This is a genomic window from Pseudomonas sp. Irchel s3b2, assembly GCF_900187445.1.
GTDB lineage: Bacteria > Pseudomonadota > Gammaproteobacteria > Pseudomonadales > Pseudomonadaceae > Aquipseudomonas.
Genome location: NZ_FYEB01000017.1, coordinates 1 through 23,462, shown reverse-complemented (window position 1 = coordinate 23,462; position 23,462 = coordinate 1). Strand labels below are relative to the sequence as shown.

Annotated in this window: 21 protein-coding genes; 4 read left to right on the top strand and 17 right to left on the bottom strand. The window is 59.8% G+C overall.

From position 1 onward, the window contains the following. Positions 1 to 3 precede the first annotated feature (3 nt). Positions 4 to 531, bottom strand: a complete 528-nt coding sequence (locus CKW20_RS25165; protein ID WP_004371317.1) for a YceD family protein — start codon at positions 529 to 531, stop codon at positions 4 to 6. Between the two features lie 104 nt (positions 532 to 635). On the opposite strand from CKW20_RS25165, the gene CKW20_RS25160 reads away from it, so the two are divergent. Continuing rightward, a complete protein-coding gene (locus CKW20_RS25160; protein WP_095055304.1) occupies positions 636 to 1,214 on the top strand; it encodes a nucleoside triphosphate pyrophosphatase in 579 nt (192 codons plus the stop codon). 138 nt (positions 1,215 to 1,352) lie between these two features. Here the strand turns inward: CKW20_RS25160 and sppA are convergent, their stop codons facing one another. From sppA to rluC, 3 genes are read right to left on the bottom strand one after another with little or no spacing between them, the layout of a single operon-like run. Next, positions 1,353 to 2,342: a signal peptide peptidase SppA gene (gene sppA, locus CKW20_RS25155; protein ID WP_095055303.1), complete on the bottom strand. Its 990-nt coding sequence runs from the start codon at positions 2,340 to 2,342 to the stop codon at positions 1,353 to 1,355. A gap of 24 nt (positions 2,343 to 2,366) precedes the next feature. After that, positions 2,367 to 3,029 (bottom strand): HAD-IA family hydrolase, encoded by a 663-nt coding sequence (locus tag CKW20_RS25150; RefSeq protein ID WP_095055302.1) that lies wholly within the window; start codon positions 3,027 to 3,029, stop codon positions 2,367 to 2,369. Continuing rightward, on the bottom strand, positions 3,016 to 3,978 hold the full coding sequence (rluC, locus tag CKW20_RS25145) for a 23S rRNA pseudouridine(955/2504/2580) synthase RluC (RefSeq protein WP_095055301.1): 963 nt from the start codon (positions 3,976 to 3,978) through the stop codon (positions 3,016 to 3,018). The genes CKW20_RS25150 and rluC overlap by 14 nt, the downstream gene beginning before the upstream one ends. Before the next feature lie 701 nt (positions 3,979 to 4,679). Here rluC and rne point away from each other — a divergent pair. Next, entirely contained in the window at positions 4,680 to 7,886 is a 3,207-nt protein-coding gene (gene rne, locus CKW20_RS25140; protein ID WP_095055300.1) for a ribonuclease E, read from the top strand. 74 nt (positions 7,887 to 7,960) lie between these two features. Then, positions 7,961 to 9,034, top strand: coding sequence for a LysR family transcriptional regulator (locus CKW20_RS25135; protein ID WP_256585135.1), 1,074 nt, complete (start codon positions 7,961 to 7,963; stop codon positions 9,032 to 9,034). Positions 9,035 to 9,183: 149 nt separating this feature from the next. Here the strand turns inward: CKW20_RS25135 and CKW20_RS25125 are convergent, their stop codons facing one another. From CKW20_RS25125 to CKW20_RS25065, 13 genes are all read right to left on the bottom strand, one after another. Beyond that, positions 9,184 to 10,101 (bottom strand): DMT family transporter, encoded by a 918-nt coding sequence (locus CKW20_RS25125; protein ID WP_095055297.1) that lies wholly within the window; start codon positions 10,099 to 10,101, stop codon positions 9,184 to 9,186. Between the two features lie 449 nt (positions 10,102 to 10,550). Continuing rightward, positions 10,551 to 11,144: an NTP transferase domain-containing protein gene (locus CKW20_RS25120; RefSeq protein WP_095055296.1), complete on the bottom strand. Its 594-nt coding sequence runs from the start codon at positions 11,142 to 11,144 to the stop codon at positions 10,551 to 10,553. Next, on the bottom strand, positions 11,141 to 12,124 hold the full coding sequence (locus CKW20_RS25115; protein WP_095055295.1) for an XdhC family protein: 984 nt from the start codon (positions 12,122 to 12,124) through the stop codon (positions 11,141 to 11,143). Before CKW20_RS25115 ends, CKW20_RS25120 begins: the two co-directional genes overlap by 4 nt. Continuing rightward, complete coding sequence (locus tag CKW20_RS25110) at positions 12,124 to 14,454, bottom strand: xanthine dehydrogenase family protein molybdopterin-binding subunit (protein WP_095055294.1); 2,331 nt, start codon at positions 14,452 to 14,454, stop codon at positions 12,124 to 12,126. Before CKW20_RS25110 ends, CKW20_RS25115 begins: the two co-directional genes overlap by 1 nt. Then, positions 14,451 to 14,921, bottom strand: a complete 471-nt coding sequence (locus CKW20_RS25105) for a (2Fe-2S)-binding protein (RefSeq protein WP_095055293.1) — start codon at positions 14,919 to 14,921, stop codon at positions 14,451 to 14,453. The genes CKW20_RS25110 and CKW20_RS25105 overlap by 4 nt, the downstream gene beginning before the upstream one ends. A 235-nt stretch (positions 14,922 to 15,156) precedes the next feature. Next, entirely contained in the window at positions 15,157 to 16,176 is a 1,020-nt protein-coding gene (murB, locus tag CKW20_RS25100) for a UDP-N-acetylmuramate dehydrogenase (protein WP_095055292.1), read from the bottom strand. After that, on the bottom strand, positions 16,173 to 16,637 hold the full coding sequence (locus CKW20_RS25095; RefSeq protein ID WP_095055291.1) for a low molecular weight protein-tyrosine-phosphatase: 465 nt from the start codon (positions 16,635 to 16,637) through the stop codon (positions 16,173 to 16,175). The genes murB and CKW20_RS25095 overlap by 4 nt, the downstream gene beginning before the upstream one ends. Then, positions 16,637 to 17,401 (bottom strand): 3-deoxy-manno-octulosonate cytidylyltransferase, encoded by a 765-nt coding sequence (kdsB, locus tag CKW20_RS25090; protein ID WP_095055290.1) that lies wholly within the window; start codon positions 17,399 to 17,401, stop codon positions 16,637 to 16,639. Before kdsB ends, CKW20_RS25095 begins: the two co-directional genes overlap by 1 nt. Next, positions 17,398 to 17,583: a Trm112 family protein gene (locus tag CKW20_RS25085; RefSeq protein ID WP_003179363.1), complete on the bottom strand. Its 186-nt coding sequence runs from the start codon at positions 17,581 to 17,583 to the stop codon at positions 17,398 to 17,400. Before CKW20_RS25085 ends, kdsB begins: the two co-directional genes overlap by 4 nt. A gap of 25 nt (positions 17,584 to 17,608) precedes the next feature. Further along, complete coding sequence (lpxK, locus tag CKW20_RS25080; protein WP_095055289.1) at positions 17,609 to 18,619, bottom strand: tetraacyldisaccharide 4'-kinase; 1,011 nt, start codon at positions 18,617 to 18,619, stop codon at positions 17,609 to 17,611. Continuing rightward, the gene (locus tag CKW20_RS25075) at positions 18,619 to 19,047 is read right to left on the bottom strand and encodes a biopolymer transporter ExbD (protein WP_007904055.1); all 429 of its coding nucleotides are present in this window, start codon (positions 19,045 to 19,047) and stop codon (positions 18,619 to 18,621) included. Before CKW20_RS25075 ends, lpxK begins: the two co-directional genes overlap by 1 nt. Continuing rightward, the gene (locus tag CKW20_RS25070) at positions 19,044 to 19,679 is read right to left on the bottom strand and encodes a MotA/TolQ/ExbB proton channel family protein (RefSeq protein WP_008067747.1); all 636 of its coding nucleotides are present in this window, start codon (positions 19,677 to 19,679) and stop codon (positions 19,044 to 19,046) included. The genes CKW20_RS25075 and CKW20_RS25070 overlap by 4 nt, the downstream gene beginning before the upstream one ends. A 96-nt stretch (positions 19,680 to 19,775) precedes the next feature. After that, entirely contained in the window at positions 19,776 to 22,010 is a 2,235-nt protein-coding gene (locus CKW20_RS25065) for a DNA internalization-related competence protein ComEC/Rec2 (protein WP_095055288.1), read from the bottom strand. Positions 22,011 to 22,145: 135 nt separating this feature from the next. Here CKW20_RS25065 and CKW20_RS25060 point away from each other — a divergent pair, with 135 nt between their 5' ends. After that, positions 22,146 to 22,661 carry a DUF2062 domain-containing protein gene (locus CKW20_RS25060; protein WP_095055287.1) on the top strand — a complete coding sequence of 172 codons (516 nt, stop codon included), beginning with the start codon at positions 22,146 to 22,148 and terminating at the stop codon, positions 22,659 to 22,661. The last annotated feature ends 801 nt before the right edge of the window (positions 22,662 to 23,462 follow it).

The following is a 23,462-nucleotide window of genomic DNA, read 5'->3' as shown; positions in this document are numbered from 1 at the left end:
CTCCTAAACGTTTGGGTCACGCTTTAACTGCGCCAATACACTGAACGGGTTGGACCGCGTTACCTCGTCCTCGCTCGGTTCGGGCTCATCGAGACCCGCCGGCTGCTGGCATTCTTCCGGATGATGAGCAGGCACAATGGGCAAGGCGAGCAGAAGCTCCTCCTCGATCAGTGACTGCAGATCCAAAGGATCTTCGCCCAGTTCCAGCACGTCATAACCTTTCGGCAACGACTGGGTATTCGCACCCTCCTTCACCACAGCATAACTGCATTCGCTATGGATCGGCAGGGTGACCAGCTCAAGACAACGCTGGCAAACCATTTTGACTTCGGTGTCGATAAAGCTGTGAATCACCACAGATTTACGTTCATCTCGTTCAAAAACGAATTTAGCCTGCACCGTACCGACAGTATCGGAAAGCGGGTCGCAGAGTCTCTCCAAATCGGCCAGCAGCAGTTCACCTTGAAGGGTGGTGCCACGGTCAGCCAATTTGCGCGGGTCAACGTGAGGTGGAATCGGGTCATTCAACATAGGCGCAGCATTATAGGGATGCCCCCGGCCATGTCAAAGGAAATTCAGCCCTGTCCGTCACTTGAGCCTGCGCTAGAATTCGCCCCTGCCCTTTGGAGATGCGCATGCTGCCTTTATTACTTGCTTCAAGCTCGGCCTATCGCCGGGAATTGCTGGCCCGCTTGCAGCTGCCGTTCACGTGCAGTTCGCCGGATATCGACGAAAGCCATCGACCTGACGAGTCAGCCGCCGAACTGGTAAAGCGCCTCGCCGAAGAAAAAGCCCGCGCACTTGCAGGCAGTCATCCTGCCCATCTGATCATCGGTTCGGATCAAGTCGCGGTACTCGGCGAGCGGATTATCGGCAAGCCTCACACCTTCGAAAAGGCCCGCGAACAACTGCTGGCATCCAGCGGTGCGAGCGTGACCTTCCTGACCGGCCTGGCGCTGCTCAATAGTCAGACCGGCCACTGCCAGGTCGACTGCGTACCCTTTACCGTACACATGCGCACACTCGAGGCAGCGCGCATCGAACGCTACCTGCGCGCCGAACAGCCCTACGATTGCGCTGGCAGCTTCAAGGCCGAAGGGTTGGGGGTGAGTCTATTTCAAAGCACCGAAGGCCCTGACGCTACCAGCCTGATCGGCCTGCCGTTGATTCGCCTGATCGATATGCTGCTGGCTGAAAACGTAAAAATCCCTTGAACCGTACCTATGTAGCAGCTGGCGAAGCCTGCGTTCGAGTGCGTAGCGCTCGAACGCAGGCTTCGCCAGCTGCTACATAGACCGCACTCGCACAAAAAAACCGGCCACACAGGCCGGTTTCTTTATGCGCCCAGGCGATTAGCGTAGCGAAGGCCCTTGAAAGCCCATCCACATCGCCAAATGCTCAGCCACGCTGGCGCCGAGCTTTTTCGAGAAGCGATCGAATGGCGATTCCTCAACCGTGAAATCCACCAGCTCTTTCTCGCCGATCACATCACGCGCAACCGAACTGGCATTGCCCAGTCCATCGATCAAGCCCAGCGACAGCGCCTGCTCACCCGACCAGACCAGCCCGGAGAACAGCTCCGGATGCTCTTTATCCTTCAGGCGATCACCACGCCCTTTCTTGACACTGCTGATGAACTGCTGATGAGTGGTATCGAGCACGCTCTGCCAGAACTGGGTTTCCGCGGGTTTCTGTGGCTGGAACGGATCGAGGAACGATTTGTGCTCGCCAGAGGTGTAGGTACGACGCTCCACACCCAACTTCTCCATGGTCCCGACAAAACCGTAACCGGCCGCTGTCACACCGATGGAACCCACCAGGCTCGCCTTGTCGGCGTAGATCTGATCCGCGGCGCTAGCAATGTAATAGGCACCGGAAGCACCCAGATCCGAGATTACCGCGTAAACCTTGGTATCCGGATGCAGGCCGCGCAAACGACGGATCTCGTCGTAGACATAACCCGACTGTACCGGACTGCCGCCCGGGCTGTTGATCCGCAGAATAACACCCTTGACCTTCTTGTCCTCAAAGGCTGCGCGCAGACCGCCGACGATATTGTCGGCACTGGCCGGCTCTTTGTCGGCAATCATGCCCGTTATATCAATCAGCGCCGTGTAGCCGGAACCGAGGGTAGCGCTTTTCTCCATATCCATCAGGGGCGATAACAAAATCAACGCGCCGAACAGGTACAAAAAGGTCAGCGATTTGAAGAAGATCCCCCAGCGACGGGACCGGCGCTGCTCCTGCACGCCCGCCAGCAGGGTCTTTTCCAGCAGCTTCCAGCTTTTTTCGTCACTGCTCTCTGCGCCAGCCTTGGCGGGAGCCTTCCATTCGTCGGTCATGACATTTACCCCAGCAAAAACCCGTTAAGCCCGCTGACTCAGCCAGGCATGCAATTCTGAAAAACGATCGATGGCCAGTCGCGGCTCGAACAATTTCAATGCGTCAATCGATTGAGCGCCGTAGCTGACCGCCACCGAATCCATGCCCGCATTGCGCGCCATTTGCAGGTCGAACGACGAATCGCCAACCATCAGCGCCTGCTCCGGACGCACCTCGCAATGGGAGAGAATCTGCTCAAGCATCAGCGGATGGGGTTTGCTGGCGGTTTCGTCAGCAGCACGGGTGATATCGAAATAATCTTCCCAGCCGTGAGACTTCAGCACCCGATCCAGCCCACGACGAGCCTTGCCGGTCGCTACTGCCAGATGATACCCCTCGACACGAAATGCTTCGAGGGACTCGACAACCCCCTCAAACAGCGGGGAAGGCACGGCCTCCGACGCAATGTAGTGATCCGCATAGTGCTGACGGAACGCTATCAGCTCGGCGTCGCCAATCTCGGGATACAGCGTGCGAATCGCTTCCGGCAAGCCCAGACCGATAATGCCTTTGACGGCAAAATCATCACGCAACTGAAAACCGGACCGCTCGGATGCAACATGCATCGCCTCGACAATTCGCCCAATGGAATCAGCGAGCGTGCCATCCCAATCGAAAATCAGCAGTTTGTAATCAGATGGGCGCACTCAATCGCTCCACGGTTTTGGTCCACATCTCGTCGACCGGTGCTTGCAACTTTAGCTCACCACCATCAGGCAGGGGCACGGTCAGCATGTAGGCATGCAGAAACAGGCGCTTGCCGCCCAGATCACGAATCTCTTTGCTGAAACCCTCATCGCCATACTTGGTATCACCAGCGATGCAATGCCCCGCATGCAGAGTATGGACGCGAATCTGGTGAGTCCGGCCGGTGATCGGCTTGGCTTCGATCAGGGTAGCGAAGTCGCCAAAACGACGCAGGACCTTGAACACGGTCACAGACTCCTTACCCTCCTCCTCGTCCACCTCGACCATGCGCTCGCCGGAGCGCAGATTGCTCTTGCCCAGCGGCGCACGGACTTGCTTGATCGAGGCCGCCCAGTTGCCGCGCACCAAGGCCATATAGCGCTTATCGACGCCATCGCCGCGCAATGCCGTGTGCAAGTGGCGCAACATGCTGCGCTTTTTGGCAATCATCAGCAGGCCGGAGGTATCACGATCGAGACGATGAACCAGTTCGAGCTCCTTGCAATCCGGACGCAACTGACGAAAGGCTTCAATCACACCGTAGGTCAAGCCACTGCCACCATGAACCGCAATGCCGCAAGGCTTGTTGACCACAATCAGCGCCTTGTCTTCATAGACAATCGAGGCCTCGAGCCGTTGCAGCAGACCTTGGGCCAGCGGCACGGGCTCGTCGCGCTCAGGCACGCGAACCGGCGGCACGCGCACGATATCGCCCGCCTGCAGCTTGTATTCGGGCTTGATCCGCCCCTTGTTCACTCGCACTTCGCCTTTGCGCAAAATGCGGTAAATCAAGGTCTTGGGCACGCCTTTGAGCCGAGCGAGAAGGAAGTTATCAATACGTTGGCCGGCATATTCCGGCGAGACCTCAAGCAGTTGTACGCCTGGGGTCGAAGGGGCAGTAGTCGTCATGGCGCGGATGATAACAATTTTTTATGGAATTGAAGCACTTAATCATTGCTGCTATAGTCGCGAACGCCGCCAAAAGCGGCCTGGACAGCGGACCAACGGTCAAAAACCGGCCCTGACCAACGCAATTCACCAGGACGCGAGGCCGTCCTACGGGGCTTTCGCTACGTAACGGTGGAGTTTGCAGGTGTAACGAGCGCAGGTGACATGAGGCCTGAATCATGCGGCAAAGCAGAGTTTTCACTCGCCTTGCGAGCAAATATTCACGGCCAGTTCACAAAGTGCAGTCAGCTACGAACGACCCCGAGCGAACGCTTCGGAAACAACGCCTAAATTAGCCATGATGCGTGACCTCCCCCTTCGGAGCTCACGGTAAATGCCAACCCGCTGCGGATTCTGCGCGCGGCAGCACCCGAATTATCAGGGATACGTGTAGGGTGGAGATGCACAACCGCTGGACTGTGTAGCAATAGGCTTTATCAAGACGCTTCATCTCGTCCACAGCCGCCGGTTGATTCCTCCTCCTGACTGAGTGCTTAAGTAGCCACAGCAAGCAGGACGCGTACGTCGCGATGAAGGCCCGCATTGGCCGGACTTCGCTGGACACGGGAATGGCCAACCATTCCCGACGCACCTGACACCGACCATGAGAAGTCGTGTGTGCCGAACGCCGTTTCCGGCAGCCCGGAAACCGACGGTACTACATGAAAAGAATGCTGATTAACGCAACTCAACCCGAAGAGTTGCGTGTTGCACTGGTAGATGGCCAGCGCCTCTACGATCTGGATATCGAATCCGGTGCACGCGAGCAGAAGAAGGCCAACATCTATAAAGGCCGGATTACTCGCATCGAACCAAGCCTTGAGGCTGCCTTTGTCGATTTCGGCTCTGAGCGCCACGGCTTCCTGCCCCTCAAAGAAATCTCCCGCGAATACTTCAAGAAAGCCCCCGAAGGCCGCGTCAACATCAAGGACGTCCTGAGCGAAGGCCAGGAAGTCATCGTTCAGGTCGAAAAAGAAGAACGTGGCAACAAGGGCGCAGCCCTGACCACCTTCATCAGCCTGGCCGGTCGTTACCTGGTTCTGATGCCGAACAACCCACGTGCCGGCGGTATTTCCCGTCGCATCGAAGGTGAAGAGCGCAACGAACTGCGTGAAGCCCTGAACGGCCTGGTTGCCCCAGCCGACATGGGTCTGATCGTTCGCACTGCCGGCCTGGGCCGCAGCAGCGAAGAAATGCAGTGGGACCTCGACTACCTGCTGCAACTGTGGACCGCAATCAAAGAAGCCTCGCTGGATCGCTCCGCGCCGTTCCTGATCTACCAGGAAAGCAACGTGATCATCCGCGCCATCCGCGATTACCTGCGCCAGGACATCGGCGAAGTGCTGATCGACAGCGTTGAAGCCCAGGACGAAGCCCTGACCTTCATCCGCCAGGTAATGCCGCAGTACGCCAGCAAGATCAAGCTGTACGAAGACAGCGTTCCGCTGTTCAACCGTTTCCAGATCGAAAGCCAGATCGAAACCGCCTTCCAGCGCGTCGTCGAACTGCCTTCCGGCGGCTCCATCGTTATCGATCCGACCGAAGCCCTGGTGTCCATCGACATCAACTCGGCGCGCGCCACCAAAGGCAGCGACATCGAAGAAACCGCACTGCAGACCAACCTTGAAGCCGCCGAAGAAATCGCCCGTCAGTTACGCCTGCGTGACATCGGCGGCCTGATCGTCATCGACTTCATCGACATGACCCCTGCCAAGAACCAGCGCGCCGTGGAAGAAAAAGTCCGCGAATGCCTGGAAGCCGACCGCGCTCGCGTGCAAGTCGGTCGCATCTCGCGCTTCGGCCTGCTGGAAATGTCCCGTCAGCGCCTGCGTCCATCGCTGGGCGAAAGCAGCGGCATCGTCTGCCCGCGTTGCAACGGCACCGGCATTATCCGTGACGTTGAATCGCTGTCGCTGGCGATCCTGCGCCTGATCGAAGAAGAAGCCCTGAAAGACCGCACCGCCGAAGTTCGCGCCCAAGTGCCGATTCCAGTGGCTGCGTTCCTGCTCAACGAAAAACGCAATTCGATCACCAAGATCGAACTGCGCACCCGTGCCCGCATCGTCATTCTGCCGAACGATCACCTCGAAACGCCGCACTTCGAAGTTCAGCGTCTGCGCGATGACAGCCCGGAAGCCAGCATCAACCAGTCCAGCTACGAAATCGCGGCTGCCGCTGCCGAAGTCGAAGAAGTCCAGCCAGCCGCCGCGACCCGCACCCTGGTTCGCCAGGAAGCAGCGGTCAAGACTGCTCCGGCCCGCGCCAACGCTCCGGTTCCGACCGAAGTTGTCGCTGCCGCACCTGTTGCTGTACCGGTCGCCGCGCCTGAGCCAAGCCTGTTCAAAGGTCTGGTGAAGTCGCTGGTCAGCCTGTTCGCGACCAAGGAAGAGCCTGCTGCGCCGGTGGTGGTTGAAAAGCCAGTCACCGAACGCCCTGCCCGCAACGAAGAGCGCCGCAACGGCCGCCAGCAGAGCCGCAACCGTAACGGTCGCCGCGATGAAGAGCGCAAGCCTCGTGAGGAACGTGCACCGCGTGAAGAACGCGCACCACGTGAGCCACGCGAAGAGCGTCAACCACGCGAAGCCCGCGAAGAAGCCCCAGCAGTCGCCCGTGAAGAACGCGCTCCGCGTGAAGAGCGCGCACCACGCGCCCCTCGCGAAGAACGTGCACCGCGCGCCCCGCGTGAAGATCGCAAGCCACGTGGCGAGCGTGAAGAACGCCCGGTTCGTGAACTGCGCGAGCCTCTGGATGCCGCTCCTGCCGCCGCTGCCAACGCTGAAGAGCGTCCAGCCCGTCAGCCACGTGAAGAACGCGCTCCACGTCCACCGCGTGAAGAACGTCAGCCACGTACCGAGCAAGCCACTGCTGCCGTTGCCGAAGAAGAGCTGCCAGCCAACGAAGAGCAACTGCAGGAAGACGGTCAGGAAGGCGCCGAAGGCGATCGTCCACGCCGCCGCTCCCGTGGCCAGCGTCGTCGCAGCAACCGTCGTGAGCGTCAACGCGATGCCAATGGCAACGTGATCGAAGGTTCGGAAGAGTCTGAATCGACTGAAAACGCCGAAGCGCCAAGCGCTGCCGATCTGGCCGCCGGCCTGGCTGTTACCGCAGCCGTTGCCAGCTCCGTGATCAGCGCGCCTGCCGAAGCACAAGCCAACGAGCAAGCTGAACGCGCCACTGCCGCCACGCTGGAAACTGCTCCGGTTGAAGCGCCAGTCGTTGAAGCGACCACGCCAGTAGAAGTCAGCGCTGCTCCGGAAATCGAAGTGGCACCGGTTCGTGAAGCACAGCCTGAAGTTGAAGCTGCCGCTGAGCCTACCGTTGCTGTCGAGCCTGCTGCATCCGCTGAGCCTGTAGTTGAAGCGCCGGCTGAACCAGTACGTGAAGTTCGCGAAGAACAAACCGCGTTCAACTGGGTTGCCGAGCCACCTGTAGCAGTCGAAGCTCCAGCGCCAGTCGCTGAAGAAGCCATGGTTTCCGAGCCAGTGGTGGCTGCTGCCGAGCCTGCTCCAGCGGTGGTTGAAGCGCCGGTTGTTGCCGAAGAGGCTGCACCGGTGGCCGAAGCCGCCCCTGTCAGCGCTCTGACCCCAAGTGGCCGCGCACCGAACGACCCGCGTGAAGTACGTCGTCGCAAGCGTGAAGAAGAGCGTCTGCAGAAGGAAGCCGAACTGGCTGCCGCTGCTGCTCCGGCTGCTGCCGAGCCAGCACCGGTTGCTGCTGAAGTTGTCGAGGCAGCCCCTGCCCCAGCCGCTGAAGCCGCTGCCGAACCGGTTGAATCCGTGATCGACGAAGCACCGCGCTCCGTTCAGGAAGCGGTAGAGCAACACGAGCAAGCCCAGGAAAAAGAGCACGAGCCTAAACCCCTCGTCTGATTCCATCGGCCACTAAAAAGCCCCGCCTGGTGATCCAGGCGGGGCTTTTTTTTGCTAATAGAAACTGAAGCCTGTTGCTGCCTGGCAACGGTTTATTGTCGAGGCGATTGCGTTCCTCGCTAAACACCCGCTTAAATATTTGTAAGCAAGTATTACGAAAGAGCTGTGCAACGTGCAGAATAGAGCGGTGCAGGGTTCAAAGTAGGTCCTGCCACGGCCCGAAAGCCTTCGGCCCGTTATGGAGCAAAGAGTGCGTGATTATGGAAATTGCTGAACTGGACGCTTTCAAAGCGATTGTTGACTACGGCAGCGTCACACAAGCAGCGATCAGGTTAAACCGCGCTCAATCCAGTATTTCCTTCCGCATCAAGACACTCGAATCACGGCTCGATACCAAGCTGTTTGAACGCTCCGGTCGCGGTATCACGATGACGGCGCCAGGCAAGGAGCTCTATGCCTATGCCTCACAAATCCTCGAACTGGTTGCTCGCGCTCAAGCCAGCCTGAGCCAGACAAAAACCGAAACTCGGGTGCGTTTGGGTGTCATCGAAAACCTCACTATTACTCGCCAGAACCTGTTGCAAAGCATCGTTGCCAATCCCGACGGGCTGGCAGTGGATGTCAGCATTGGAAATACACAGTCGCTGCTCAAGGAGTTCGAGGCCGGCAAACTCGACGCAGTGATTGTCGGCGCAGGCTTTGCACCTTCGCATTATCGCCGGGTAACGCTGTTCAACGAGCCGCTGGCCTTGATCTACAGCGCAGCACACCCCACCATCCAGGACCTGAAAGCGTTCAGTGGCCAAGTGTTCCTGGTCAACAGCCGGCGCAGCGCTTCGCAACGTAATCTCGACGAACTATTCATGATGGGCAATATCACCCCGGAAAAAATCATCGAGTGTGGCTCTTATCCGCTGTTGTTTTCTAATGTGATCAACGGCGTGGGCGTTGCTCTGGTACCGTTGTCACTGGTCGATTCGTGCTGTCGCAGTGAACAGGTGCAAACATATTTCCTGAGTGGTTCATATGCCTCGCTGACCACCGAATTCGTGTTTTTCGATCACCCTGGCAAACCAGCCCCCAGAGCGCTGGCGCAATGGGTGCTCGACTTCGAAAAACCGGCCCGCTTACCGCTGACGGAAGGGTAACGGGCCGGGCACCCGTCAGCAGTTACAGATTGCCGCACCACCTCACCCTCGAAGAGGTTGGACAGTTGCAGTCCATCCTCCTGGCTGCTCGCCCGAATGACGTCACCCTGGAACAGCAGGGCTTCGAGTTCACGTTTGGGAAACATCAATCAAGCCGCCTCCGCGCGCAGTGCCACCGGTGCCCGCCTCTTAATGGAACAGAGGATCACCCCAAACACGATCAGCACCAGACTGACCAGGTGATAGGCGTGCAGTTGCACGTCGAGGAACACGATGCTGAACAGCCCACCGGACAGTGGTACCAAGTGAGTGAAGATCTCACCACGGGTGGCACCGATTTCACCGATGCCTTTGCTCCAGAACAAGTACGACAGCCAGGACGGGAAAATCACCAGATACGCCAGGCCCAGCCACGGTGCAGCGCCCTGCCCCAGGTTGAACGTCAGATCAGGGTGCAACGCCCAAATACCCAAGCTGAACGGAATCAGGCATAACGCCCCCACCACTGCGCAATACGTCACGAACGCATTGCCGGCGATGGTTTTGGGCTTTGTCCGCAAAAAGGAGCAATAGACAGCCCAACTGGCAGCCGAGGCCATGGTCCAGAAATCGCCTTTGTTGAAGCCTTCCAGGAAGCTCAAATCGGACAGATGCCCCATCGTCACCAGCCAGAACACACCCACCGTACTGATGACCACCCCAAGCATGTTCGACCTAGAGATGAAATCACCGAAAACGAAACGGTTGAGGGCCAGTACCAGACAGGGCGTGGCCGACAGATAAATCGCCGCATTCAACGAACTGGTGTATTGCAAACCGATATATAAGGTCAGCGGAAATATAACTTGGCCACAGATCGCCAACATAACCAGGGTCAACCATGACTTACGTACGGCCGGCAAACTGGCGATCACGGCTTTATAGTTAATCAGCAGTAGTAAAGCGCTGGTAATCAGCCATCGAAGTTGTGACAGCAGCACTGGATCAACATCCACCACCATCAACTTTCCGACCACATAGTTACCGCCCCAGAACACCGCAGCGAGTGAAAGTAATAAGTACGGCATTGACGCCTCCGTTAGATCTTCTTCATTGACATGAAAGAGGCACCGTCGAACTCGGCTTCCCCTTGCAGATGGAACAAGTCTTGATACACAGACAGTTGCGCCTGCAACACATCCGTAATGGGCACCAACAACAGTGCCTGCGTCGCCAGCACCCGGGCCAGTTCATTGACATAGACTCGGCAAGGCTCGGCCTCGACAGGCGAACTGTTGGCGACAATCAGTGAGTCACCCCATCGACGGCGATAGTAAAATCGCCGGCCGCGATGAATGCAGTGAGTACTGACCGGACGTTCACCCCAACTGTGAACATCACACGCCACATGATCGTATGTGGGATAGAACCCGCTGAATAACGAGTTTTATATCTGGCACCCATCGATAAATACGAATGGGCGAAAGGAAGAGCCTATTATTCCGGGGAAGTGCGAATGCGATCCCGCTGACAACCGTTATTGAAAAACCAGCGCCTCAGGCACATCCACATCCCACAACACCCCGGGATCCTCAACCTTCACCTCGACCACCCTCGCCTGTGCAAACAGCGACTTGGCGCCGTGATCACCGGTCAACGCCATCAATCCCGGACCGAAGCTTCGCCCGAACCCCACCGGGTGCCCATATTGCCCTTCATACACCGGCACGCTGATGGCATCCTGCGCAATATTCGCAACAACCTGTTCAATGCTGGACGGCAGGATAAACGGCATATCCCCCAGCATGATCAGCCAGCCGCCGAGTTGTGAGCATGCCGCCACACCCGCCGCAATGCTGTCGCCCAGGCCGGTCGACTCGATCCGCACAATCTCGCAACCATAGGCCTGAGCCATACGAATGACTTGCGGGCGACCCGCCGTGGTCACCAGCACGCGCTTCTCAAGCGCGGCCGGCAGATTCACCAGCACCTGCTCGATCATCGAATGCACGGTGACGCCGTCACGACCGGTACAGTCCATCAGCAGCTTGTCCTTCTCGGCACCCGCTACCTGTCGAAACCGGCTGCCCTGCCCCGCGGCCACTACGATAACGCCGATGGGGTCGCTCATATGCCCTCCTGCAACGGCCTCTTCTGTTTCAATTCCACGCCGTTTTTGATCGCCACAATTTCGGCCAGCAGCGACAAGGCGATTTCCGCCGGCGTATGGCTGCCGATGTGCAAACCGATCGGCCCGTGCAAGCGCTCAATGGCCTGTTGTGACAAGCCTAGCTGAGCCAGGTTGTCCCGGCGCTTCTGGCTGTTGACCCGCGAACCCAGCGCTCCGACATAAAACGCCTTGGAGTCCAGCGCGGTAAGTAGCGCCATGTCATCCAGGCGTGGATCGTGGGTCAGGGCGACAATGGCCGTGCGCTCGTCGGTCTGGATGGTCAGCACCGCTTCGTCGGGCATGCCCGGGACGAAGCGACCGTGTTGCTCTTCCCAGCCATAGACGAACTCGGTGCGCGGATCGCAGATCAGCACTTCGAAATCCAGCAGCCGCGCCATTTCGGCAACGTAGCGCGACAGTTGGCCGGCGCCGATCAGCAACAGCCGCCAGCGCGGACCATAGATGGCGCGCAAGGTCTGCCCGTCAAACACCAGCGCATCAGTCTTGCTCGCTGGCCGCAAAACCACGTCACCGGTCGCCAGATTCAGCTCACGCGCAACGATTTCATGCGCCTCACAACGTGTCAGCAATTCGGCGACCCACGCCGGATCGCCGACGCGCTCCTCGGTCAGGCGCAAAGTGCCGCCGCATGGCAAACCAAACCGCGCGGCCTCCTCACGGGTGACGCCATAGGTAATCAATTGCACCGGCGGCCCCTCAGCCGGGATACGGCCATCGTGCAGCCGGGCAATCAGGTCATCCTCGACACAGCCACCGGACACCGAGCCAATCACCACGCCGTCTTCACGCAACGCCAGCATGGCGCCAGGTGCCCGAGGCGCGGTGCCCCAGGTCTGGACCACGCTGTACAACATCACCCGCTGACCGGCGCGACGCCATTGCAGCACGCTGCGCAGGACGTTCAGATCGACGCTGTCCATCAGGCTTGCGCCTTCTGCCAGCCTTGCAGTTGATAACGCACTGGCAGATTACGGATGCGCTTGCCGGTGGCAGCGAAGATCGCGTTGCACAGCGCTGGCGCAATCGGCGGCACGCCCGGTTCACCGACCCCGCCCAACGGCACATTGCCCGGTGGCGTAACCAGGTGCACCGCGACTTCTTTCGGTGCCAGAGACATGCGCGCTACCTCGTACATGTGGAAATTGTCCTGCTGAACCTTACCGTCCTTGAAGCTGATTTCCCCCAGCACCGCGTTGCCCAGGCCCATCACGCAGGCACCTTCAAACTGCGAGCGAATCCGCTCAGGGTTGATCTGCGGGCCGCAATCCACGGCGATGTCGGCCTTGTGCACGATCAACGTGCCATCGTCTTTGACTTCAACCTCGATCACCGCCGCCACATAAGTGACAAAACTATAGTGCACCGCCAGGCCCAAACCTCGGCCCTTGGGCAACTCACGCCCCCAACCGGCCGCTTTGGCGGCGGTTTCCAGCACAGTGCGCATCCGTGCAGTGTCGATTGGATAACGCTCGGGAGATTCGCCGTAGTTCCACTCTTCACTCAAGGTGCGCGGATCGATCGATCTGTCCGGGCCGAGCAGTTTGATCTGGTACTTGAGCGGATCCTGACCGGCCTTGTGGGCCAGTTCATCGACAAAGCTCTGAATCGCAAAGCCGTGGGGAATGTTCGATACCGAGCGATACCAGCCGACCCGGGTATGGACCGTCGCTTCAGGGTTTTCCAGACGCACGTTGGGGATCGCGTAAGCCATGTTGGTAAAGCCCATGCCCAGCTCGAAAGCCGCTTCATGGTTCATCCCCGGCGCGAACAGCGCGGTGATGCTCGGCGCCACCGTGCGGTGCAGCCAGCCGGACGGCAGGCCGTCCTTGTTCAGGCTGGCCTTCAGGTATTCGGCCGACACGGTGTGGAAATAGGAGTTGTGGATGTCGTCTTCACGGGTCCATTGCACCCGCACCGCCTTGCCCGGAAACTCTTTGGCCAGGATCGCCGCTTCAACGACGAAGTCCGGTTTGGATTTGCGACCGAAACCGCCGCCGAGCAAGGTGACGTGGAACGTGACGTGATCGAATGGAATCCCGAGGCGCTCACCGATCCGTTCACGGGTGACTTGCGGTGCCTGGCTTGGCGCCCAGGCTTCGCACACGCCGTCCTTGAAACGGGCGATGGCGACCATCGGTTCCATTGGCGATTGCGCCAGGTGCGGCAGGTAGTAAGAGGCTTCGAGGGTGCTGTCGGCGCTGCTCATGGCCTGGTCGATGCTGCCGGTATTGCGCACCACTTTGCCGGGTTTGAGAGACGCGGCTTCGAGTTCCTTGCGGTAGGCGATCGAGTCATAACTGGCGTTGGGGCCGTCATCCCACTCGATTTTCAGTGCTTCACGGCCCTTGATCGCCGCCCAGGTATTGCTGGCCACCACGGCCACACCGCCCAGAGGCTGAAACTCGGACGGCAATGGACGGCTTTCGATTTGCAGGACCTTGATCACACCCGGGACTTTCATCGCGGCGCTGGCATCGAAGGACTTGACCTTGCCGCCGTAGACTGCTGGACGCGCGATGGTGGCGAAAAGCATGCCGTCGAAATGCACATCGGCGCCGTAGACCGCACGACCATTGACGATGTCCGCACCGTCAATGGCCTTGGTACCTTCCTTGCCGATATAACGGAATTCCGACGGTTGCTTGAGCCGCAGACTGTCGCGGGCAGGCACCGCCAGTGCACTGGCATCAGCGGCTAACGCGCCGTAGCCCAGTTCACGACCGGTCGGTTGGTGAATGACTTTATGCAGTTGCGCACGGCACTCGCCGACCGGCACTCTCCACTGCGCGGCAGCGGCTTGCTCAAGCATGGTCCGCGCGGCAGCACCGCAACGGCGCATCGGCTCATACCAGTGACGCATGCTCCGCGAACCATCGGTGTCCTGGTTGCCGAAACGCACTTCGTCGCCCGGCGCCTGTTGCACTTTGACCAGCGCCCAGTCGGCGTCCAGCTCATCGGCTACTACCATGGTCAGGCTGGTGCGCACGCCCTGACCCATTTCCGAGCGGTTGCAAACCACGGTCACACTGCCATCGGCCGCGATGCTGACATACACCTTAGGATCATCGATCCAGCCGTTGGGCATGCCATCGGCGCCGAACTTCTTGTCTTTTTCGGCAGCGAGGGCGTCCTGCCAGCCCCAACTGGCTGCCAGCACCAGCGCACTGGTAGCGCCCACACCCTTGAGGAAACCGCGGCGACTGAGGTTGCTCAGATTGCTCAACGCAAAATCATTCGGTAGCCGACTCATGCCTTGACCTCCTTCAGGTGAGTGGACGCCTGGCGGATGGCGGTCTTGATCCGATTGTAGGTGCCACAACGGCAAATGTTGCCGACCATCGCCTCTTCGATCTGCTCGTCGCTGGGGTTCGGGTTGGTTTTCAGCAACGCCGTGGCCGACATGATTTGTCCGCCCTGGCAATAACCGCACTGCGCCACGGCGCTGTCGAGCCAGGCTTGCTGGACGACTTTGCCAACCGGATCGGCGTGCAGGTTGTCGATGGTGGTGATGTTCTGACCGACCACCGAGCCGATCGGCGTGATGCAACTGCGCGCAGGCGCGCCGTCGATATGAATGGTGCAGGCGCCACACAGGCCCATGCCGCAGCCGAACTTGGTGCCGTTGTAACCGGCCACGTCACGGATCGCCCAGAGCAGCGGCATGTCCTCGGTGACATCGAGTTGATGATCTTGTCCATTGAGTTTCAGGGTAATCATGGGCACGCCCGCATAGTTATAGAGGTTATGGGGTCGAGCAATCTGCCGCGTGGGTTCCTTCACGCAGATCGACTCAGGCTAATGGGCTCTCTTATGCGGACACAACGTCTGCACCGGGCCTTTGGTGGAGCAAATGCTTGCATCGTTAGGTCGCTAAGTTAACCCAGCATTAACAAAAAAGCCCTGCACATCTGAAGATGTGCAGGGCTTTGAAATCAGCCGTGAAAGCGTAGCCTCAATACCGATTGGGCTCCATTTCCAGGTCGACATGGAAACGCTCTGAAATGTCTTTCTGAATACGCTGCGCCAGGTTCAGCAATTGCAGGCCCGTTGCGGTGCCGTAGTTGACCAGCACCAGCGCTTGTAATTTGTGCACACCGGCATCACCGTCGCGAAAGCCTTTCCAGCCGGCCCGTTCGATCAGCCAGCCCGCCGCCAGTTTCATTTGCCCATCGGGTTGCGCATACGCCACCAGATCCGGGTATTCACCCTTGAGTTGTGCCACGAGTGCGGCTGGTACCAACGGATTCTTGAAGAAGCTGCCGGCATTGCCGAGCACTGCCGGGTCGGGGAGTTTTTCGTTGCGAATGCTGCAAATGGCCTGACTGACATCGGTTGGCGTCGGGTGATCGATACCTAGCGACGTCAGGCGCTGGCGAACCGGGCCGTATTCCAGGTGCAGGTGCGCGGTGCGCGTGAGGGTGAAACGCACCCGCAGGATCAACCAACGCCCCGGCTCCTGTTTGAACAGGCTGTCACGGTAGGCGAAGTTGCACTCGGCCAGCGTGAAGTCTCGCAACTCGCCGGTCTGGCGATCGAGGGCTGTCAAGCCGGCAAAAACGTCTTTTATCTCGACGCCGTAAGCGCCGATGTTCTGCATCGGTGCCGCGCCCACGGTGCCGGGAATCAGGCTGAGGTTTTCAAGCCCCGACAACCCTTGCGCCAGGGAGTGTTGCACAAACGGATGCCACGGCTCGCCCGCCTCGGCTTCGATCACCACCTGGTTGCCGTCATCGCTCAGTACACGAATCCCGCGTGTGGCCATGCGCAGTACCAGCGCCTGGACATCAGCGGTCAGCAGCAAATTGCTGCCGCCACCAATCACCAGCACGGGCACATCATGTTCCACCCCATAGGCCAGGGCTTCGCGCACGTCGGCATCGCTATGCGCCTCGGCAAATAGCCGGGCCTGAACATCCACGCCAAAGCTGTTGAACGGCTTGAGCGAAACCTCGGATTGCACCTGCAAACTCATAACCGGCCCTTCAATTCGATCACCAGCAAATCGCTGGCGCGCTCGATCAGGTCCAGTACCGTTTCGAACCCTTGGTCGCTGTCGTGATAAGGATCCGGCACTTCATCGATTTCCGACTGGTAGCGACGCAGGAACAGGTCCAGCTCGGCCTTGCCCTTGGCTGGTTGCAAGGCCTTGAGGTGGCGCAGGTTGCTGTTGTCCATCGCCAGAATCAGGTCGTAGGTGGCGAAATCGGCACGGCTGACTTGCTGCGCACGCTGGGCCGACAGGTCATAGCCGCGCAGTTTCGCCGCGGCCTGACTGCGCTTGTCCGGGGCCTTGCCGACGTGCCAGTCACCGGTGCCAGCGGAAGCCACCTCGACTTGATCGGCCAACCCTGCCTCACGCAGTTTGTGCCGCAACACGCCTTCGGCCGTGGGGGAACGGCAGATATTGCCCAGGCAGACGAACAGAACCCGCATCAGGCCTCCAGCAAGCGACGAACGCGCTCGAGGTCTTCAAGGGTATCGACGCCGGTGGGCGGCGCGATCAATGCATCAGCGACATGGATTCGCACGCCATGCCAGAGCGCCCGCAGTTGTTCCAGAGACTCGGTGTTCTCCAGCCAGCATGGGCCCCAGGAGACGAAGTCCTGCAGGAAACCGGCGCGATAAGCATAAATGCCGATGTGACGGCGATACGGCACGCCTTCCGGCAATTGGTCGCGGCTTTTGGCAAACGCGTCGCGAGCCCACGGCAAGGAGGCACGACTGAACGTCAGCGCCAGGCCATTGAGGTCGCTGACCACTTTGACCACGTTGGGATTGAACAGGGTTTCCACATCTTCGATCGGCTCGGCCAGGGTGGCCATGCGCGCCTCGGTATGGGCCGCCAGGTTGGCGGCAACCTGATCGATTACGCTCGGCGGGATCAATGGCTCGTCGCCCTGAACGTTGACCACGATGGCGTCCGGGGCCAGGCCCAGTTTCGCGGCGACTTCGGCCAGACGATCTGTGCCGGAATTATGATCTTCGCGAGTCAGCACCACTTCGGCACCAAAACCTTTGCAGGCCTCGATGATGCGCGCATCGTCAGTGGCCACAACGATTCGTTGGGCGCTGCTTTTGCTCGCCTGTTCCCAGACGTGCTGAATCATCGGCTTGCCGGCGATCAGCAGCAGGGGTTTGCCCGGCAGACGGGTGGAGGCAAAACGCGAGGGAATGACAACGGTAAAAGGTGTAGTCATTTGTCCAGACGCTCGTCGGTGGTCAGGGTGCGCGCTTCGCTTTCGAGCATCACCGGGATGCCGTCGCGAATCGGATACGCGAGGCCGGCGCCCTTGCTGATCAGCTCGGTTTTGTCGGCGCTGAGCTTGAGCGGACCTTTGCAGACCGGGCAAGCGAGGATGTCGAGCAATTTGGTGTCCATGTACATTCCCTGGATAGAAACGGAGTTAAGGCAAAAGACGAGCCGGCACCAGGCGCATCAACTGTGTATCGAACCAGGCCACGAAGGCCGGCGATGGCGCAGCATCGACCGCCAGGTACCACCAATCGGCGGCGGCGAAGGCACGGCACTTCACCGCGTCCTTTTCCGTCATCACCACTGGCAATGACGGGGTGAAATTCAACGCCTGCACGCTGTACTCGGCGTGGTCGGCAAACGCATGGGGCACTGGCCGCCAGTGTAGCGTTTCGAGGGTCGTGAAGAAACGTTGGGGATTGCCGATCCCCGCCACGGCATGCAGCGCCTGACCTGCGGGAAAGTGTTCGAGAGACCGGCGTTCACCGCTATGCAGATTGACCAGCGCCGTGGGTTGCAGCTGGAAGGCAAAACCGTCAATGCGGTCGGCCGTGGCGCCGTTGTAAAGCACCGCATCGACGCTTTGCAGACGCTCGATCGGTTCGCGCAATGGCCCGGCCGGCAGGCAACGCTGGTTGCCCAGCCCTCGGGCGGCATCGATCAGCACCAGTTCCAGGTTCCGGGCCAGCCGGTAATGCTGCATGCCGTCGTCGGAGAGGATCAGGTCCAGCGGCTCACTCGCCAGCAAGGCTTTGACCGCGCGGCTGCGGTCCGGGTCGATCATCAGCGGCACGCCGGTGCGCTGAACGATCAACAACGGCTCATCGCCCGCCACGTCCGCGCCTTGATCCGCCTCGACTCGCCACGGCAATTGTGAAGGTTTTGCACCGTAACCACGGCTGACCACGCCGACCCGTAAACCTCTGCGCTGACAATGCTCGATCATCCACAGGATCAACGGCGTCTTGCCGGTACCGCCCACCGTGATATTGCCGACCACGATCAGCGGCACCGGCGGTTGGTAGATCTCGCCCTCGCCCGCCAAAAAGCGCTTGCGCTTGCCGGTGACCACAAGCCGATACAGCCATTCCAGAGGCTGCAACAGCTTCAATGCCGGATGGCCTTCGTACCATGCAGCGAGCAATCGATCGGACATGGCCATCAGGATGCTGGCGCCGCCTCGACAGTGGTCATACGCAAGTGACTGAAACCGAGCTTGCCGGCAGCGTCCATCGCAGTGATGACGGACTGATGAGGGGTCTTGCCATCGGCGCTGATGGACAGCGGCAGGTTGGTGTCGCCGTTGGATTCTTTCTGTAGCGCTTCCATCAGGCTGGTCAGGTCATTCTTGGGCAACAACTGGTTGTTCACGGAGAACACACCTTCGGCGCTGATGGCGATGTCCAATTGTTTGGCCTGCTGGTCTTCGGCCGGGGAACCGCTGACCGCTTCCGGCAAGTCGACGCGCAACTGGGTTTCACGGGTGAAGGTGGTGGTCACAACGAAAAACAGCAGCAGGATAAACACCACGTCGATCAACGACGCGAGGTTGATGTCTATCGTTTCCCGTGGTTTACGACGGAATTTCACGCTTTGCCCTCAGCCAGATCCACGTCGCGGTCACCCTGCACTACCTCGACCAGCTTGATCGCTTCCTGCTCCATGCCCACCACCAGCTCATCTATGCGGCGTTGCAGGAAACGGTGGAAGAACACGGCCGGGATGCCGACCATCAGGCCAGCGGCGGTGGTGATCAGCGCTTTGGAAATACCACCGGCCAGCACGGAGGCGTTGGTGCCCATGCCCGTGCCCATGAACGCACTGAAAATATCGATCATGCCCAGCACCGTACCCAGCAACCCCAACAACGGGGCCATGGCGGCGATGGTGCCGAGGGCATTGATGTAGCGTTCGAGCTCGTGAATCACCCGCGCTGCGGCTTCTTCGATGCACTCTTTCATGATCTCGCGACCATGCCTGGAGTTCGCCAGACCGGCGGCCAGGATCTCGCCCAACGGAGAGTTGGCGCGCAGTTCCTTGAGTTTTTCTTTATTGAGTTGTTTGTCCTTGATCCAGACCCAGACCTGCCCGAGCAAGTGCTCCGGGGTCACGCGGCTGGCACGCAGGGTCCAGAGACGCTCGGCAACGATCGCCATGGCGGCGATGGAACTCAGAATGATCGGCAGCATCATCCAGCCGCCGGATTTGACCAATTCCCACACAGTGACAGTCCCCTCGAAAAGTGCGCCACTCTAACATAGGGGGTGGACGCACCGAAGACCGCGATGTCGCATCCGGTCGGGCTTCGATAGTTCGGGTTACTGGCTGGATGGTGGCGGATCGCGCCAGAAGCGCCGTTCTTGAAGCATCGTCCACGGCGGCTCGAAGCGTCCCAGTTGCAGACGAATGGCACCTTGCTCGACGCTGTCGTAGATCGCCATACCGCGCTTTTGATACCTCGCCACGACCGTGGGATGGGGATGGCCGAAAGAATTGCCGTTGCCACGGGAGATCAGCACCGCTTTGGGCTGCAAGGTGCTGAGCAACACCATTGAAGACGAACTGCGACTGCCATGGTGCGGGGCCTGCAACCAATCCGTCGGCACCGCCAATGGACTGTCGAGCAACGCCCGTTCGGCGGCGGCATCGATGTCGCCGGTCAGCAGCAACCGCTCGTCATTGGCTTCAATCTGCAACACGCAGGATTTCTGATTGCTGTCGCTGGCCGATGACCACTGCCAGAGTTGAAACTTCACGCCGTCCCAGACCCATTGCTGACCGCTCTCGCAACCCTCGGCGTGCAATTCGTCTGGCAGGGCCAGGTGATCGCCACTCAGTACTTGCTTCACCGGTATTGCACTGGCAATTGCTCGCGCACCGCCGGCGTGATCGGCATCGGCATGGCTGATCAGCATCAGATCAATGCCGTTCACACTCAGTTTGCGCAATGATGGCAGCACCACCCGCTCCCCCAGGTCGATATCGCCGAACCGTGGCCCGGCGTCATACAGCAAGGTGTGATGACGGGTACGCACCAGGATTGCCAAACCCTGACCGACATCCAACTGCCAGACCTCGGCCATGCCTTCAGGCAATGTGTGCCGGGGCGCAAAAACCAGTACCAGCAACATCGGCCAGCCCAACGGGCGCAATGGCACGCCTCGCGGCAATAACAGCACAAAGGCTCCCAACATGCCGAGCGCCCATACCCACAACGGGACCGCCACCGGCACCCACGCGGGCAATTGCCCGGCGATCAACGCCAACCCCTTGAACAAAAGATCGATCAGACCGCCGGCCAACCACAGCAATCCTTCGCCCACATAAGGAACGGGCAACAACATCGTCCCAAGCAGAGCCGGCGGCAGGACCACCAGGCTGACCCAAGGTACCGCCAGCAAATTGGCCAGCGGCCCGCTGAGACTGATCGGCAACCCCAGCACCAACAGCAGCGGACACAAGCCGATCGCGATCAGCCATTGAGCGCGAGTCCAGGTTTGCCACCAGCGCCACGCACCCAATCGGCCGCCAAAAGTGAAAATCAGCACCGCGACCGCCGCAAAGGACAACCAGAAACCCGGTTGCAGGCTCGCCAGCGGGTCCAGCAGCAAAACACCGTCAAGCGCCAGCAACAGCGGCCACCATGCGCCGAGGTGACGAAACCGTAGTCGCCATAACAGCACCAGACCGATCATCAGGCAGGCCCGCCGCACCGGCACTTCGAAGCCGGCCAGCAGCCCATAACCGAGCGCGGCCGCGAACGCCAGTCCGCACGCCCATGGCAGCCACGGCAAACGCTTGGGCCATAAGCCGTAACGCGCCAACCCGGCAATCAGCAGATACACCACTCCCGCCAGCAAACCGATGTGCTGCCCGGAAATCACCAATAGATGCACGGTGCCGGTGTCTTGCAGCACCTGCCAGTCCTCACGGCTCAATCCGGCGCCATCCCCCAGCACCAACGCTGTCAGCGCACCCGTTCGCCCTTGGGCATCCACGGCCTGCAAACGCTGACGGATGCCGTCACGCCAGGCCCACTGCGCTTCCATCAGTCGCTGGCCATCTTTGACGGTCCCGGTGGCGCCAATGTGCCGGGCCAATAACCAGGCGTCGTAATCGAACGCATGCGGGTTGAGCAACCCGACAGGACGCTTCAATTTGACGGCCAGCCGCCAATGCTCGCCGCTGTTGACGGGCGGCCCGCCATACCAGGCCAGACGCAGGTGCCGAGGCAGTCTGGTGCGACGCGACTGACTGTCCGTCAGTTCGAAACGCACTACGCCCTCGGTCTGCTGCGGCAACCCGGTCACACGACCTTCGACCCAGCGAGTCTCGCCATCAAGATTCAGTGCCAGGCGATCATTCAGCGCCCACTGTGCATTCGCGCCGGCCCAACTGAAACCGAACAGAAAAAATGCCAGGGGAAAAGTGCGAAACGGCAGCAACATCAAACCCGCCACCGGTAACAACAGCCACAACCCTGTCGGCGGTAATGCCGGTAAAAAACGCAAGGCCAGCAGACCCAACGCCAGCGCCATCATCCCTGTGCGCATAAGCCCGTCCTTGAGAGTCCCTTCCTATGCTTAGCCGGTGTACCGCACGTACGTCGTTATCAATTGTCACAAAGTCTGAATGGGCGGTTCGTAGAATCCAGACATACTTGCCGCCTGAACCGACCGAGAAGCCTTATGCCCCGGCGCTTATTCAAACGTTACATGCCAGACCCGACCAGCATCAGGGAACACAAATCCTTACGCTTTCTCGGCACCCTGCTGCATGACCCGAACCTCTGGCACCTCAATCGCCACTCCGTCGCGCGGGCCATGGCGGTCGGTCTGTTCGCCGCATTCCTGCCGATTCCATTGCAGATGCTGGTGGCGGCGTTCCTGGCCATCATCGCGCGCGGCAACATGCCGATTGCCGTCAGCCTGGTCTGGCTGACCAACCCGATCACCATGCCGGCGGTATTCTTCTGCACTTATCAGACTGGTGCCTGGTTGATGGACGTCCCCGCCAGACGCTTGCCGGACGCGCTGACCTGGGAGTGGATCAGCGGCGAACTTTCGAGCCTGTGGCAACCGTTCTTGCTCGGTTCGGTGGTCACGGGGTTGGTGCTGGGTGCCCTCGCCTATTGCCTGGTGATGATGTATTGGCGCTGGTGGGTGAGTCGGCAGTGGAAGCGGCGTAAGAAAAGCCGGATGTGAGAATGAAAAACGGCCTCCGCTTGGGAGGCCGTTTTTCTGAGCGCTGGCTTTTCGGTTGTGTACATATCCGTTTTTGCGGTAACGGCTGCTTAGGGTTCCGCCCTTACGGCGGGTCACTTTCGAAAAGCGCGAAAGTAACCAAAGCGCTTTTTGCCCCACCATTCGGTGCCTCGCTTAGGCTCGGCATGCCCTCACTCCGGCATTGCTCCGGGGGCCCGCCGCCATCGGCCATCCATGGCCGGGGGCGGCTACCGCGGCCTCCTTGCCGCGGTGCCCCCTGCGCAACGCCTGCGTTCGGCCTCTGGGAAAGGGGCGGCAGATCTAAAGCCAAAGCAACGGCAACGGCAAGACCAACCGCTTCGCGAGCAAGCCCGCTCCCACAATAGATCGGCGTACGACAACGCTTTTCAACCACTCAACAGGCCGAGCGTTAGCTCGCCTGCAGCTTTTGATCTTGACGCACCGCCCCCTCGAGAGGCCGAGCGGAGGTTCTGCGCAGTGGGCAACCCGGCATGGATGCCGGGTTAGCCGCGCACGGCCATGGATGGCCGATCGCGGCGGGCCCACGGAGCAGGACCGGAGCGAGGGCATGGCGAGCCTAGGCGAGCCACCGAACGAAAGGGGCAGAAGCGCTTTGGTTACTTTCGCGCTTTTCGAAAGTGACTCGCTGTAAAAGCCAGCCCTTTCAAGGTGTTTTCCCTTTATGGGCCTTAAGCACCCGGTCGGTCGACACATGAGCATTGGCAGCCTTTCCCTCCAGCCATTCCTTGGGCTTGGCAATTTTGGGGCCGCGTATGCTTT

Excerpts from the sequence above, each read along its gene's own strand:
- sppA (WP_095055303.1), bottom strand. The coding sequence starts at position 2,342 with ATGACCGACGAATGGAAGGCTCCCGCCAAGGCTGGCGCAGAGAGCAGT.
- CKW20_RS25110 (WP_095055294.1), bottom strand. The coding sequence starts at position 14,454 with ATGAGTCGGCTACCGAATGATTTTGCGTTGAGCAATCTGAGCAACCTC.
- CKW20_RS25095 (WP_095055291.1), bottom strand. The coding sequence starts at position 16,637 with ATGCGGGTTCTGTTCGTCTGCCTGGGCAATATCTGCCGTTCCCCCACG.
- CKW20_RS25120 (WP_095055296.1), bottom strand. The coding sequence starts at position 11,144 with ATGAGCGACCCCATCGGCGTTATCGTAGTGGCCGCGGGGCAGGGCAGC.
- CKW20_RS25165 (WP_004371317.1), bottom strand. The coding sequence starts at position 531 with ATGTTGAATGACCCGATTCCACCTCACGTTGACCCGCGCAAATTGGCT.
- rne (WP_095055300.1), top strand. The coding sequence starts at position 4,680 with ATGAAAAGAATGCTGATTAACGCAACTCAACCCGAAGAGTTGCGTGTT.
- lpxK (WP_095055289.1), bottom strand. The coding sequence starts at position 18,619 with ATGGCCATGTCCGATCGATTGCTCGCTGCATGGTACGAAGGCCATCCG.
- CKW20_RS25160 (WP_095055304.1), top strand. The coding sequence starts at position 636 with ATGCTGCCTTTATTACTTGCTTCAAGCTCGGCCTATCGCCGGGAATTG.
- CKW20_RS25125 (WP_095055297.1), bottom strand. The coding sequence starts at position 10,101 with ATGCCGTACTTATTACTTTCACTCGCTGCGGTGTTCTGGGGCGGTAAC.
- murB (WP_095055292.1), bottom strand. The coding sequence starts at position 16,176 with ATGAGTTTGCAGGTGCAATCCGAGGTTTCGCTCAAGCCGTTCAACAGC.
- CKW20_RS25065 (WP_095055288.1), bottom strand. The coding sequence starts at position 22,010 with ATGCGCACAGGGATGATGGCGCTGGCGTTGGGTCTGCTGGCCTTGCGT.
- kdsB (WP_095055290.1), bottom strand. The coding sequence starts at position 17,401 with ATGACTACACCTTTTACCGTTGTCATTCCCTCGCGTTTTGCCTCCACC.
- CKW20_RS25105 (WP_095055293.1), bottom strand. The coding sequence starts at position 14,921 with ATGATTACCCTGAAACTCAATGGACAAGATCATCAACTCGATGTCACC.
- CKW20_RS25085 (WP_003179363.1), bottom strand. The coding sequence starts at position 17,583 with ATGGACACCAAATTGCTCGACATCCTCGCTTGCCCGGTCTGCAAAGGT.
- rluC (WP_095055301.1), bottom strand. The coding sequence starts at position 3,978 with ATGACGACTACTGCCCCTTCGACCCCAGGCGTACAACTGCTTGAGGTC.
- CKW20_RS25060 (WP_095055287.1), top strand. The coding sequence starts at position 22,146 with ATGCCCCGGCGCTTATTCAAACGTTACATGCCAGACCCGACCAGCATC.
- CKW20_RS25115 (WP_095055295.1), bottom strand. The coding sequence starts at position 12,124 with ATGGACAGCGTCGATCTGAACGTCCTGCGCAGCGTGCTGCAATGGCGT.